Origin of the sequence: Candidatus Clostridium radicumherbarum, assembly GCF_045310525.1 — a bacterium.
Lineage (GTDB): Bacteria > Bacillota > Clostridia > Clostridiales > Clostridiaceae > Clostridium_AT > Clostridium_AT radicumherbarum.
Genome location: NZ_JBJHZY010000006.1, coordinates 1 through 13,968, shown reverse-complemented (window position 1 = coordinate 13,968; position 13,968 = coordinate 1). Strand labels below are relative to the sequence as shown.

General features: G+C 28.6%; 14 protein-coding genes. All 14 read right to left on the bottom strand.

The features are described 5' to 3' along the window. Positions 1–4: 4 nt before the first annotated feature. The 14 genes from ACJDUH_RS18575 to ACJDUH_RS18510 all read right to left on the bottom strand — a co-directional run bounded on the left by ACJDUH_RS18575 (position 5) and on the right by ACJDUH_RS18510 (position 13,758). Positions 5–649, bottom strand: coding sequence for an alpha/beta hydrolase (locus ACJDUH_RS18575; RefSeq protein WP_406766722.1), 645 nt, complete (start codon positions 647–649; stop codon positions 5–7). Positions 650–730: 81 nt separating this feature from the next. Beyond that, on the bottom strand, positions 731–1,558 hold the full coding sequence (locus ACJDUH_RS18570; protein ID WP_406766721.1) for an inorganic diphosphatase: 828 nt from the start codon (positions 1,556–1,558) through the stop codon (positions 731–733). Positions 1,559–1,584: 26 nt separating this feature from the next. Continuing rightward, on the bottom strand, positions 1,585–1,746 hold the full coding sequence (locus ACJDUH_RS18565; RefSeq protein ID WP_406766720.1) for a hypothetical protein: 162 nt from the start codon (positions 1,744–1,746) through the stop codon (positions 1,585–1,587). A 42-nt stretch (positions 1,747–1,788) separates the two neighbouring features. After that, positions 1,789–2,109 (bottom strand): 2'-5' RNA ligase family protein, encoded by a 321-nt coding sequence (locus tag ACJDUH_RS18560; protein WP_406766719.1) that lies wholly within the window; start codon positions 2,107–2,109, stop codon positions 1,789–1,791. A 1,094-nt stretch (positions 2,110–3,203) separates the two neighbouring features. Continuing rightward, positions 3,204–3,782 (bottom strand): TIR domain-containing protein, encoded by a 579-nt coding sequence (locus tag ACJDUH_RS18555; RefSeq protein ID WP_406766718.1) that lies wholly within the window; start codon positions 3,780–3,782, stop codon positions 3,204–3,206. A gap of 31 nt (positions 3,783–3,813) precedes the next feature. Then, entirely contained in the window at positions 3,814–4,296 is a 483-nt protein-coding gene (locus ACJDUH_RS18550; RefSeq protein ID WP_406766717.1) for a TIR domain-containing protein, read from the bottom strand. 2 nt (positions 4,297–4,298) lie between these two features. Next, positions 4,299–5,759 (bottom strand): SIR2 family protein, encoded by a 1,461-nt coding sequence (locus ACJDUH_RS18545; RefSeq protein WP_406766716.1) that lies wholly within the window; start codon positions 5,757–5,759, stop codon positions 4,299–4,301. Between the two features lie 2 nt (positions 5,760–5,761). Beyond that, complete coding sequence (locus ACJDUH_RS18540; protein WP_406766715.1) at positions 5,762–6,316, bottom strand: TIR domain-containing protein; 555 nt, start codon at positions 6,314–6,316, stop codon at positions 5,762–5,764. 365 nt (positions 6,317–6,681) lie between these two features. After that, positions 6,682–7,983, bottom strand: a complete 1,302-nt coding sequence (locus ACJDUH_RS18535) for a competence protein CoiA family protein (RefSeq protein WP_406766714.1) — start codon at positions 7,981–7,983, stop codon at positions 6,682–6,684. 39 nt (positions 7,984–8,022) lie between these two features. Continuing rightward, positions 8,023–8,370, bottom strand: a complete 348-nt coding sequence (locus tag ACJDUH_RS18530; protein ID WP_406766713.1) for a hypothetical protein — start codon at positions 8,368–8,370, stop codon at positions 8,023–8,025. A gap of 259 nt (positions 8,371–8,629) precedes the next feature. Continuing rightward, positions 8,630–9,037, bottom strand: coding sequence for a DUF2178 domain-containing protein (locus tag ACJDUH_RS18525; protein WP_406766712.1), 408 nt, complete (start codon positions 9,035–9,037; stop codon positions 8,630–8,632). Then, positions 9,038–9,238, bottom strand: coding sequence for a helix-turn-helix transcriptional regulator (locus ACJDUH_RS18520; protein ID WP_406766711.1), 201 nt, complete (start codon positions 9,236–9,238; stop codon positions 9,038–9,040). It abuts the gene before it with no gap. 921 nt (positions 9,239–10,159) lie between these two features. Continuing rightward, a complete protein-coding gene (locus ACJDUH_RS18515; protein WP_406766710.1) occupies positions 10,160–11,863 on the bottom strand; it encodes a hypothetical protein in 1,704 nt (567 codons plus the stop codon). Positions 11,864–12,516: 653 nt separating this feature from the next. After that, entirely contained in the window at positions 12,517–13,758 is a 1,242-nt protein-coding gene (locus ACJDUH_RS18510; protein ID WP_406766709.1) for a hypothetical protein, read from the bottom strand. Positions 13,759–13,968 lie beyond the last annotated feature (210 nt).

The window sequence follows — 13,968 nt, the reverse complement described above, 5'->3', positions numbered from 1 at the left end:
GTCCCTATCCCCTTTCTTTATGGTTACTTCTAACAAAGTCAGCACAGATATTTGTAACCTCACTTAGTATATGTATACTTTTCGTATAATCATCATCTACTTCAAGTGAGTGAACAGCGTTCTCGATGATGTGGACACTTACTGACGAATTTGTTACTGTTTCTATATCGCCTTTAGTAAAAAACTTATCCTTCGTTCCTACTACAATGCTGCATCTTGATTTCAAAATATGTTTTACTGTATCCTTTGTGGGAGTTAAGAATAGGTTTTTTACCTTTTCATAACCAATTAATTCACTAACCTCACCAGCAACTACAGTTCCTAAACTTTTACTAATAAAATATATATTTTCATAGGACTTAGAAAGGCATAACTCGACTGCTTCATACGATTCCTTTACAATTCTATCTTTAAAATCAAGACTAGGTTCTTCATTACTTCTAAAATATCCATATTCCAGACTTAAAACATCACATCCATATAAAAGCGTTGCTTTTCTTGCATAATAAAGTAGTGGCTTGTCACAAATATAACCTGAACCTGGAAAAAGAACTACTAAAGAATCTGATTTAGGTGAGTTGGTTAAATAGAGGTTTTCTATTTCATGACCCCAGGATGATTTTACTTTTATAACAGACTTATTTATCAAAATAATTCCCCCTTAAAACTAACGATTAAATTGCCTTCATGTAGACATATTCATATAATACTCAAATTAAACCTGCTAGATTTATTTGCTATTGTTGTAATATTCTCTTGATGCCTTTCCATTTATAAAATCTAAAAAATCTCTGAATGGCTTACCATCTTTATATTTCCACAAAGTAATCAAAGATGGTTTAACCTCAACTACTATTTCATTTTCCATATGTGAATAATTGAGAAATGAGCCATTATGCTCTCTTTTAAACTTTTCTATAAAATATTTATTTCTGTCACTATAAGGATGTCCTTTGATATTTGCTAATCCTTCAATTTGAATATTGTCAACACATAAAGCCACATAAGGATTATTCATAATTTGATTATATTTTAGAAATGTTTTATCGGTTTGAAAATATATCTTTTCATTTATAACTATACAACTCATACTTCTTGCAGTAACTCTATTATAAGCACTTGTGGCAAGGCACATGGTTTTCTTATTCCTTAGCATATGAAGGACTTCATCCTTTTCTTGAGTGAAATCCAGTTCTATACAAGCATCATATCTACTTACATTGTTATCTAAAGTAATAATTTCAGATTTAAAAAATCTCTCTTGAAATTCTGTTAATGACTTAATTTGCTCTACAGTATAATTATTTTTCTCTTTACAAACTACTAACTTATCTTCATTGTCATTAAATCTATGAATAATAGCAATAACATAACCCTCAAACGTCACTAATGGCTCGAATTCACCTATGACATATGCATCTACTTCTTCTCCATCTCCTGAAACCGTATTGGGTATATAGCCATAATTAATTGGGTATATAAATCCATGCTCAGGATGATTTGAACCTAAAGTTCTATCAATTATTACATTAACTTTTTTACCTAAGTAATTATCCATTTCTTTCTCCTATAAAAATTCTATTGTTATTCCAAGTTAATATCCATTTCAATAATTGAATCTTCATTTTCATCTATTATTTCAACGCTTATCATATCAACAGTTGTTTCAAATATATCGTCAATTTTCTTAGTATTCTCTATTGCTTTATTAAAGACTTCTGAATCATTAATATTTCCAACAGTCATATGTGGTAGAAATTCTCTTCAATTTAACCATTCAGGATAAAATTATTCTAAAATACCACTATATAATCTTTTATGCAATTCAACTATTTGATTATGGCCTTCAATAATATTCAAGAATAAATAATTTCCGAGTGATGTTGAAGGGGTAATTCCATTAAGTTTAATATCAAAAGGCATTATACCCGAAATTACATTTGATATATGTTCTTTTATCTTACCAGTATTTAAATTGCTTTCAAAAGGGAAGAACAACGTGATGTGGGGTCTTACATGCTTAGCAAGTGGATCATATTTACTTCTTATATCATCTATCAGTTGCATATTCTTAAAGTGTGGAAATATCATAATACATCTTTTTATCATGTAAGTTACATTCCTTCCTCAATCTCTAAAATTCCAATTGAATATTCTTTCCTTGCTTGCACTCTTTGACAGTAACCTCTTTCAATATCCTCAATTAATTATTAATTCTCTAATTTTCTTTATTTCCCTTCTTATCCCAAATAATTATTTATGTATGTTATCGCCTTAAAAGGTCAAATGAAAATTGTCTCATATCCCCTTTCCCTTATTCATTTCCACCCAAAATTCAGGAACCTCTAGCCATTTTCTGATTAAAAATTCCTTACTCTTCTAACATGAATTTTTTATTTACAACATAAGTTCTTATGATTTTTTAAGATTTTTAGATGATGAAAGTACCTTATTTCAAAAAATAGTTGATTTCTAGTAAATATATTAACTATACTGCCAAATGTAAATATTTTAATTTTATAAAAGAAGGTAATATAATGGTAAAGATAATTAGTTTTTGGTTTTTTCGTATGTTGTTTTTTACTGCTATAAGTATTTATGATCTATTCATAATTTGTGTGCGAGGAAACAGTTTAACGTTTGATGTTATATTTGCATTATTGTTCTTAATGGTTATTAGTGTTGGTCTAGCCTTCCAATCCCTGGATTGCCTCTTATTTTTAATAAAAAAAGACTAAAGTTTTATCTAACGGTTTTACTTTAGAGGTTAAAATCTAAAATTACAATGACTTTTACAAACATTTTTGCAATAGAATACGCATGTTGATAATGAAAATTAACATGCGTTTTTACATTTAAATATTTCGTTAATAATGAACAAAATAAGAATATATTTACTTGTGATTATAATAATCAACATACTTTATATTTTCGGCAGGATCATCTTCATAAATTTTAAAAAAGAGAATTTTCTTTTTTTATCCAGTTAATATTCTTTGTGAATTTTCCTCTGACCAATGTCATCTAATTACCTGTTAGCCTAATCCATAATAAATTGCACTTCCACCATCTTTAAAAAATGGCAAAGCAATAATTACAAATATAGGTTTTTAGGCTCCAAAACTCTTTTGAAACAACTGAATATTTTATAAACTGCAAAACTAGAAGAATTATTAAAATTTTAATTTAAGATACTTTTAATACTAATTTCTTAGATAAGGTTCTTTACCAGAAATCCATTGATCAAAAGATATATATACTTCTTCGCTTTTATTAACCCAAACTACTTCTTGTCCATCTTTATTCCTTGTTAATGTAACATAATGATACAATCCTAAATATTCAGTTCCCTTATACTTTTCAGATGTATCAGGAGCATTTTTAACTGGTAGTATAGCAACCCTCTGCTTTAGGGCATCAAAATATCCCAACTCCCAGGGCATCCACTTAGAATTAGAATAATTTTCAGTTATTGCATAAAAAAGACTCCTGCACTGTTTCATTCTTTGTCTTAATGTTTCTGCTGTTTCTTTTGTTACCTCTTTTCTGTTTAATTGCTTATCGACTACCCAGTCCACATACACAGAATATCCCAAATCCATCAAATCTTCCATTATGATTTCTATATATTTAGCATCTAGATAACTATGTGACAGGAATATATCAAAACTCTGAGTGCTATTGATTGATTTTTCAATAGACGCAAACTTATATATAGAGGCTGATTCAGTTAAACTTTTACTTTTCGCCCTCTTTTCTAAATCCAACAAGTTATAAAACATTGTATTTTCTCCCCTTTAGTTCATTAACAGACTATCTTCCTGCTTTCTGTGCTGCTTTTTCAATCCAACTTCCTAAATTTTCTCTGCCAGAATCATAGACCCAGTCATATGTAGGATATATTTCTGATAAATTTATCTTTCTACCATTTTGTTCAATAAAATAATTTTCAAAAGGACTTTTACCTTTTAAATCCGTATATCCAAATTGATCCTTAACATTATTAATATATATCCCAAACATCCCATTTCCTTTCTCATAACTCTTCTTTATCTCATAGTCCACATATTTCCTCTGTGAAGTTTCTTTTCCTATAAGGATTACTGTTACGCTTGTTCCCGAAAGTTGTTCATCTATCCATCTAGTAATTGCTGTTTCTCCCTTAAGTTTAACTTTTTCCCATTCCGCTTTATCTAGAAAACCTGATTTCTCCCCGATAAGCATTCCGCTATTTCTAATCTGCCCTGCTCTCCAAGCATCTCTTCCAAAATGAAAACTAAAAAAAGTTTTTCTCATGACTAAGCCTCCTTATTTAACTCTTTTACAATATTAATTACAGCCTGAATAATCTCTTTATAATCAATACCTTCCTGCCCTATTAATTCAAATTTGCTCTTTAAATGATTATGGTGTGGGTAGTAATCATCAAAATTGTTTACTACTTTATCCCACAACTCCTTACTTACATATCCAGTAGCCCCTATTGGTATAACTTTCACACCAGCATCAACTGCTCTATCAAACTCTTTTACTACACCATCTGCTGGTATAACTATCCCTTTATCAATCTTGTTTCCTAGAATAAAAATAGCAATACCGCATTCATTAACCAAGTTTTCTCTGTATTTTTTTTTAATCTCTTCATAGTCCTGGCCTATACTTGCATACTGCGGAAACGGCCTAAGCACAAGATGGTCGTCTAGATTCCTAGTATAGGTTTCATTTATACTATCAATAACTCCATTAATAACTGCACTACCAACACCCTTACCAAAACCAGTCACTATTTTGTATTCACATTTATTTAATGCTTTGCTTAACTCATACGGAAAATCTACTCCATTAATATTACTTAATTTAAAATCATCATAAACATCAGCACTACCAGAAATGAAAACATGACTCATTTTATATCTCTCTTCTATTGCTTTAAGTATTTCAGTTATATCCTCATATTCATCTACTAGTAATGGAGTAATATTATACCTTTTTAAATCTGCACACTTAAAATCTTGCTTGATACAATCATATTGAAAATCTCTATCTCCACATTCGCTATCCTCATAGGATTTTCTATTAACTTTTCTAAAGAAGCAATAATGCTTTCTTGAGTATCCATTGGTAAGAATTCTTACCTTACTCAAAATATACTCTAAATTTGGATCCTCGAAACCAAATCCTATAAATAAAAATGTTTTAGATACTAAATCACTTTTTAAATTAATAGTAAACAATTGATTTTTAACTTCATATAGTTCATAATCATCTTTAATTAATACTGCCTCTTCTGCATTATCTACGTCACCATGCATCTTGTAGACTATTGCATCTCTTTTTCTAATTATGGTTGTTAAATCAGAGGTTTTCCTTTTTACATCTGGATTTTTTCCAGATTCCTTTAATGAATTTTCAATTAAACTATCATAATTAGTAGTCCAAAATGTTTTTATTGGTAGCCTTGATAATATTCTATGGTTTTCATTTAGATTACCATTATTATTAAAACTATTTTTTATCAATTCCGCTAAAGGCTGCTTAGTATTGCTATCATTATAGATATATTGTGCTAATGTGACCATATCTGTTTCTCGTTCAACATCTAAACCTATTCTCTTGGCAGGATTTCTTAAAAGGCCTTTCCAATCAACATAACCTGATCCACTTGATAATCCTGCTCCTGCAAAAATTGCTATACTTTCATATCTCAGATACTGACTAAAATCACTTATAAAATTTTCTATTTCCCTGCTAAATCCCATATTTATTCCTCCAACCACTCATTCAATCTTTGTCTTGTTGTGTGTGAAGTGTTTACAAATAATTGCCCGTATGACTGAGTTATGTAACTATATATACCTAAGTATTCTTGTCCAATATAAATATCACTCTGCGTTGTAATATCCTCTACAGGAAGAACAGCAACTTTGTTCTTTACACCGTCAAAATACCCCAGTTCCCAAGGCATCCACTTAGAATTTGTAGCATTCTCAGTAGTTAAGTAAAATAAACAATTTGAAGATTTCATTCTTTCTTTTAATATTCTTGCTGTTTCTTTATTAACCTTGCTTCGATCTAATTGCTTGTCCTCTATCCAATCAACATATACCGAATATCTCATATCCTCTAATATCTTCTTTACACCTAAAACAATCTTTGCATCTTGATAACTATGAGACAGAAATATATCATAAGTCTTGTACTTATTAAATGTATTGCTACTTTCATTTAATATGCTTGATGGTGTTTTACTATAATATAAGTTTCTAATCTCAATATCTGCTCTATCTAGTACAGCCCTCTTTGAAAATAACGCCATAATCCTATTCCCCTCTATTTTTAAAATATTTACATAAAAAACATTTATTTCATCATACTTCTACATTTATTATATCATAAATTTTCCATTATCATAAAATTCAATTATAAATTTTATTCACTTTATTAGGATTAGTTCATATTAAAACAATTGCTAAAATACTCTGTTTCTTCCATAATATGCATCCTTCTTTATTGCCACTTTTTTAGCCTATCCTATTTTTTTATCTATCTAGCCTTTTAATCTTTTGCTCGTATTAAATAGCCAAGATTATTTTTATTTTACTATAGCCCTAAAAAATGAACTTAAATAAAAAAGTTAGTTGTATATATTTACAACTAACCATAGAAAACTCATTAAATATTCTAAATGTTAAACGAAAATTTGCACTGCGGATAATTACTACAATAAACAAATGGGCCAAACTTTCCATATTTCTGGATTAATTTTCCTTTGCAAAAAGGACACACTAACTCACTTACATTCTTCTCTGGAACTTCTAAATTAGAATAGCCAAATCCTGAACGTTCCATAATTTTTGCATATACATCTTTAATTTTGATATTTACTTTCAAGTAATGATACTTGCTAATTAAGGATATTACTTTGAGATCGTCAGAAATCCCCCATTCTCTAAGATGTTTTGCAACAAACTCTATTGAATTTTCATCTCCATTGGCTGCATACTTTATTTTATTTTTATAAGGCATATCTCCATCGCAATATCTGATCTTATTTTCTACAGGACTTTTATCAAATTGTATTTCTCTTATAGAATTGCTCTTTCTTGATTCTTCTAATTTCCTTTTAAAAGATTCCTCTTTAAGTCTTTTCTCTTCTTCCTTTTCCCAGTTTCTTAAATCTTCTTCATCTAAGCACTTTTTAGCATAGTGACTTGTAAATTCTTCATTTGCATTTTTATATTCATCAATAAAATTACATTCTATCTTTCCATTAGTATGTATTATTACATCACTTAGTTTATATGTTTTTGTATATAATTCTTCAAAGTCATTTCCAATCACATAAGGATCTGAATATCTCATATTTTTTGAAAATATTAGTTCAGCACGATTTACATCTAAGTAAACTGCAATTTTATCCAATTCGTTGAGCATTATCTGCTGAAAAAAAGTTACTTCAATTTGCTTCTCTTTTAATCGTATTTTTTCTTCATTACCACTAAGTAGCCAAAGAACATTAATATTTAACTTTTCATATTCTGCGTGTCTTTCTTGCCACTCCAATATATCCAATTCTGTTCGTTGATACTCTACTACTAATTTATCTCCATTATTAAATTCTATATATAGATCTGCTCTTCTCTTATTTTGAAATCTAAAATTTATTATAGGGCTTGTAATTGGGTACCTCTCTTTAAAATAATTATATAAAAGCATCTTCCCCCTCTTATGCTCTTCTGACTCTTTTAAAGCATCACTGCTAAAAGGACATCTATCATCTGTAGACTTGTGTGAAAAGTGAGGTACTTTTTTTCTCGGATCATTAACTCTTAATTGAACTTCTTTTCCGCATTCTTCGCAAATTAGCCTTCCAACTTTACCCGCTATTTTCCATTCCTTTTTAAGATCATAATTCAATGCATAATTTACATTAGTAACATCATAGGCACATATTTGTTTTCCATTATATAAACAAGTTTCCATTTTAACTCCGCTCCCCTGTAAAACTAATTTAGGCGATGTTTAAGAATTCTGTTGTTCTATAAGTTTGAGTAGAATCTTGAAATTTCTTTCTACACCTCTTTTATGATCTTTCCAAAGTTCATTCTGAGTATCAACATTGTAATTATGTTCACATATATCTGGCTGATATTCGACAACCTTATTATAGAAAAAACTTAGTTGTTTATCAGAAACAATATTAACTTTAAACCAATTCTCACCAAAACCAACTATTGTAGCATAATCTGAAATATACCAAATAAAAGCATTCCAATTAATATCAATTCTATTCTGCCACTTTAAAATTTTAGTTATAGTTAAGTTATTTATTCCACTTATAAACCCATGCCCTAATTTTTCATTAATCATACCTTGCCTCCTGTTACTGAAAAATCTAGTTTTGTGATAAAGAATTTATTTGTTGGTTTAACATACCATAACAGATTTAACAATTGTTTATATAAATTGTATGATAGAGATTAATAACTTCATCATCTTCATTAAACCTACTTAATTTAATACTTCCTTACATATTGATTACTTTCATCATAAAATTACTCTTTTGAGTTTATCAAATAAAATTATAAAACTTTTCCTTTAATATTCCTCAACATTCTTCTAAATCAACTTAACTTCTTCTTTTTACAAAAAGTTGAACTATACAATTAACTAGCCACATAATGAAAAATAGTAAGAATATCAGTCCACTTATGTTAATTTTAATTTCACCCGTCTTATATGTTAATAGACCAAGAACAATTAAAATTCCTTGAAAAACATTAAAAGCAATTGCATTAGATTCTTTTTCTATGTGACCTTCTCTTTCATCATATAGAACTCCATCTCGTTTTAATTTAATAATGCTACTACCAATATAAAAAACAAATGCTATGCATAACCCTATAACAAGATAAAATTTAGATTTTTCATTTGCTCCTAGTAGTGAAAATAAAGCATAAGATAATGCACCAATACCTAATACTATAACTGATAAAATCAATATTTTTTTAGAGTTACTCATTTTCCTAAACTTCATTTATTCTTCCTCCTCGAAAATAAAAACTTCTTCTATCGTTCTACTAAAAACCTTTGCAATTTTATGTGCTAACGGAAGTGAGGGATTATATCTTCCATTTTCTAATGAAATAACCGTTTGTCTAGAAACTTCCAATGCTTTTCCTAAATCAATTTGTGTTAGATCTAATTGTTCACGCAGTTCTTTTATCCTATTTTTCATTGTATCCTCCATTTATCTCATGATTGTAAAGGTTCCTTTACACCAATATTAACCTATTTGGTATTTTATGTCAAGGGTGCTTTACACCTTAAATTGTAAAAAGGTACTTATTTTTACTAAGTACCTTTTATAAATTGCGTTTTATTAACTCTTATATTTCTTCTTTATTCTCATGTAGAAATTCTTCATGCAGCGAAGCCTTTAGATATATCCTCCAAAACTTAGTTCATTCTCCTCTTATTCCCAGTTTTTGGCCCATTTCCCTTCTTTTAGTTATTTGCTTTGCTACTTTCGGCTATACAATAAACATATTCCTTCGTTCTAGGCAGCCTATTCATATTAGAAAACAGACTTTTTATGCCCAACTTTCGACCAATAAGACTTATAGTAGCCTTTTGCGGGGGCTTAAAGGATTTAAAATTCATCGGAAATTACCTCCTCTTTTTAAGCCGTATGTTGGTAGTTTCTAACTATGTATCAGCATACTAATCTTTGGTCTATTTTCTCTTCAATTCTTTTTCTTTGTTTTCTCGTTCTATTGCAATCCTTGAACTTATTGGGTTTGTCAGAAATATTTCTATTTATAATTATATTTAAAAATCCATGTGAAAGTCTATTATTTCCTAAGGTCTGGCCAGAAATTTAAGGGGGTTGAGCAGCAACCAGCGAGAGGCCCTTAGATGTTGGATGGCTGATTGATCTATTGTCATTTTGCTAGTGATAATTCAATTAAAATAAACAAGCCATGCACTTAATGAAGATAGTGACATGCATTAAGTGTATGGCTCGTTGAAAGGCTTTATTGATTTTGATTGAGATAATTTTACTTAATCACAATTAGATTTGAAATATTTTTATTAGTTACTATATTACTATATAATAATTTTCAAAAACCTTGTTTATTCTATAATTATAAACTTATTAAATAAATATACTATTTATTATTTCTTTGCCATCGTCTAACCTCAGGATACTTAGTTGGGGAGGTTCAATATATTGAATTTCTGTTTTTAAATTATTTATTTCATCAACCAACTTATCCAACTCTAAAGTATCATCTTTTTTATATATATCAAGTAATTTTAAAAACATAAATTCAGATAAAGCATGTTTTCCATCATAATGATACTGTATTCTCTTATCAACAAATATATAATAAATATCAGGTTCTCCTTTTCGATTTATTACTTCTTTATTATCTTCAAATATAAAATCAATATTTTTATCACTAAGTTTTATAAATGCTTCATGTTTTCCTAGTTGCTTTCTAAATATACCATTTACTGCACCTTCTATATTAACATAATTATCATACTTTAAATAAACATTCTCCTTCCATTTACATTCAATAATTAATATTGTATTGCTTAATGTATCATATAATCCAACATCTATATCACTTTGCATATCTTTACCAAGGTATTTAACCTTGTTTTCATGATAATCTCTATTAGATACACAAATAATGTTACTATACAATTTGCACTTATTACTTATTTTATCAACTACAGATTGCGAAACAGTTTTATCTCTTTCTACTATTTTTATACCCTCATCTTTCTTGTCGTAATGACCATTTACAATGGAGAATTGTAAATCATTTAAAATAAAAGAACTTGGTATAAAAAGTATTTTATTGCCTACATGAATTAGAGGGAATTCATTGAAACCACTTTCCAAATTAGGTTTCATAGAAAAATAATCAATACAATTTTTTACTGTATCATAATTAAATTTTGTATACTTGCTTATTTTCTTGATTAAATATTCGTAATCATACTCGATAATATATTTGTCCTCTATTTTTTTATGCTGGACATCGTAAAAACTACACTTATACTGGGTAACTTTACTCAAGTAATAAAGAAATGCGAAGATCCTTGATAGTTCGTTTTTAGAAGGAAATACATTACTTGAAAAACTCTTTCCTAACTTATCTACATCAATGATTACGTTATTTAAACATAATTCATAAAGTTTATCATCAATCATTGTATCAAGATATTTAATTTGATTTTCTAGTTCTTTTAGTTTCTTTAGACTAAAATTAATTATATTTTCCCTATAATCATATTTTTCAAGTAAATATTCATCAGTTTTGCTCTTTATTATACACTCTTCTTCCATTAATTTCTCATTGTCTTCACCATTAAAATATATATCTGATAATGAATATGCATCCATAATCCTAGGAACAAGAATTTTATATTTAGTGTCTTCGGTCTCTACAATCTGAACCTTATTAAGCCCACGTACCATTTTAACATTTTCATTATGGTAGTAATTCAAATATAATTTTTTCAAATCGAAAACATTATTTTTAAATATATCATATTGATCAAAATCAAATGTAAACTTGCCCTTAGTTAATCCCGCCACCCTTTCAAGCATTTTCTTTATTATCCATTCCATAGCATTTCTATCAAAGGCTGCTGCTCTATGTTTTTGAATATCTGGCCCAAAAAAACATTCTTCTATATGTGCCAAAGGGTAGTATATCAAGAATCCTATATTATCTCTATATTTATCAAAATATTCATCTAATTTTATGTTAATGATATCAGATACTTTTTTATATATTTTTTGCCTAATCTCATAATCTTCCTGTCTCTCTAGCGTTTCCATAATTACATCCCCTATACAAATTTTCCTAAATTATAACATATAATTCATTAAAATTACAATAAAACCATATTCATCCCATATAATTTGCAAGTACCATCATGAATATCAATCAATACAAATGAAAAAAGAAATTCTATTAAATTAGGATTTCTTTTTAATTAATTATAAAAGTGTTTTATTAATGAAAGTATTTATTTCTTGTAAAAATGTTTTAATCAACAATTTTATTAATTTAATTCTTTGCCCTTTTTTAGTAATATCTCAATTACTCCTTTAAAATCACTTCCCCTCTCATTATCTGGCTCAACTAAATAGTGGGGAATAATTGTTATAACAAGCATTTGAGGAATAACATTATACTCTACAACAACATATAGATAACTTTGTTACTATATTAATATTCCAGGTAACTTCACTTAGCCTAACAGAATAAGTTCTAGTTTTACTAATCGAGGATTTAACATTTAACTCGTCATTAACAGCACCATAAACCACAGTTTCTTGCTTATTATTTATATAAAAACCTCTTAAATTCTATCTGCTTCTATTGTAAGTCCACCTGTTGTCTCAAGCAATTTAGAGAGTTCTTATATTCTCTATTTTTTCCTGTCTTGATTCTATAAACGTTTCTATAATCCACACGATTATCTGACTCATTCCTCCATTATCGAAAATACCCCATTATGCATTCTGTCCAAAAGTTCATCTTCCTTTGATACTAAAGGGTCAACCCAATCTGCTTTATCTCTTATCCATTTTATATATGCTACTATTTTTTCTCTTTTTACTTCATCATTAATTTCATCTATTTTCTTATTTAAACTATCTGCAAACCCACGCATTTTTTGTGCCTTATCCCAATCAGAAACCTCACTTTCTAATTTAGATATCCTTTCTAATTCCTTCTTTCTCAACTCTTCAATCTGCCACTGCCTTTTTTCCTCTTCCCATCTTCTTTCAATTTCTCTGCGTGATATTTCTTCTAATATATCTAACCTATTAGATGTAACAAATAAATCATATATTATTTTATTTAATAGTTTCTCTAGTGGTTCCTTTTCTGAATCTCTATACTCTAAACATTTAGTCAATTCACTTCCATAGGAACTACTAACTGTAAATGTAAGCATAATAGATCCTATCCCTTCAGTAGCATCTCTGCCATTTCTTTTCTTTCTATTATTTTTTATATAATCTTCTTTTACTTCAAAATCATAATGATGTCTCCCTATTATAACAGTTGCGACATCTTTACCCACATAAGGTTCTACTAAAATATTCCCATCCAATTCTTCTACTTTCTTAAAGAATGCATCTAATATACGATATATCCTTTTTTTCTTATCATCAGATACATGGATTGGCAGGGCTGATTTAAAGTTTTTATATACTACTTCACTACTTGAGTATCTATTAAAAAGAAGACTTCTTTCTTTTAATTCCTTTTCCTTCTGCTTTCTCAACAACATCTCTTGCTGATGATTTAATATTAGTTGATGTGGACTTCTCAATTGACCTTTAACTACTACCTTAGCACATTTCTTATTTATAACCATTTTAGTTTCATCAGTAAGGAGGCTTAATTCTCCATCCGCTAACATATGTAATTTTTCATCAGTCAATTCATTAGCATTATACTTATAATTAATTATACTTTTACGAACAGTTCTTAAATACTTTCCAAATACTTTAGGTAATTCAGGTTTCTTGATTTCTTGTCCAGCCTTAACTTTTTCCCAATAACCCCGTGGTGGTAGTGGGATGTTCAATTTATTACATCTCTTTCTTAGGGTTGTATCTGATATACTATATCTCTTTGAAACAATTGATACTGGTTCTTCCCATATCTCATTATATAATTTTTCTCTTTCTTCAACAGTAAAGAATTTTTCCATTAATCAATTCACTTCCTCAAGATGCTTTTATAATCTAAATATATTTATACGGCTTTTAGACTAACCAATAATCAGTTTCATAAACATTAATATGCAGTATAATTAATATTTTAATTTAAATTCTATCTAACTATGTTCAATACTAATAAAGTCCTTCCGCCCCCACCCCTCCTAACCCTTGCAAGCACTACATCCATAATTTCCCAGGTA

Excerpts from the sequence above, each read along its gene's own strand:
- ACJDUH_RS18570 (WP_406766721.1), bottom strand. The coding sequence starts at position 1,558 with ATGGATAATTACTTAGGTAAAAAAGTTAATGTAATAATTGATAGAACT.
- ACJDUH_RS18565 (WP_406766720.1), bottom strand. The coding sequence starts at position 1,746 with ATGACTGTTGGAAATATTAATGATTCAGAAGTCTTTAATAAAGCAATA.
- ACJDUH_RS18560 (WP_406766719.1), bottom strand. The coding sequence starts at position 2,109 with ATGATAAAAAGATGTATTATGATATTTCCACACTTTAAGAATATGCAA.
- ACJDUH_RS18555 (WP_406766718.1), bottom strand. The coding sequence starts at position 3,782 with ATGTTTTATAACTTGTTGGATTTAGAAAAGAGGGCGAAAAGTAAAAGT.
- ACJDUH_RS18550 (WP_406766717.1), bottom strand. The coding sequence starts at position 4,296 with ATGAGAAAAACTTTTTTTAGTTTTCATTTTGGAAGAGATGCTTGGAGA.
- ACJDUH_RS18545 (WP_406766716.1), bottom strand. The coding sequence starts at position 5,759 with ATGGGATTTAGCAGGGAAATAGAAAATTTTATAAGTGATTTTAGTCAG.
- ACJDUH_RS18540 (WP_406766715.1), bottom strand. The coding sequence starts at position 6,316 with ATGGCGTTATTTTCAAAGAGGGCTGTACTAGATAGAGCAGATATTGAG.
- ACJDUH_RS18535 (WP_406766714.1), bottom strand. The coding sequence starts at position 7,983 with ATGGAAACTTGTTTATATAATGGAAAACAAATATGTGCCTATGATGTT.
- ACJDUH_RS18530 (WP_406766713.1), bottom strand. The coding sequence starts at position 8,370 with ATGATTAATGAAAAATTAGGGCATGGGTTTATAAGTGGAATAAATAAC.
- ACJDUH_RS18525 (WP_406766712.1), bottom strand. The coding sequence starts at position 9,037 with ATGAAGTTTAGGAAAATGAGTAACTCTAAAAAAATATTGATTTTATCA.
- ACJDUH_RS18520 (WP_406766711.1), bottom strand. The coding sequence starts at position 9,238 with ATGAAAAATAGGATAAAAGAACTGCGTGAACAATTAGATCTAACACAA.
- ACJDUH_RS18515 (WP_406766710.1), bottom strand. The coding sequence starts at position 11,863 with ATGGAAACGCTAGAGAGACAGGAAGATTATGAGATTAGGCAAAAAATA.
- ACJDUH_RS18510 (WP_406766709.1), bottom strand. The coding sequence starts at position 13,758 with ATGGAAAAATTCTTTACTGTTGAAGAAAGAGAAAAATTATATAATGAG.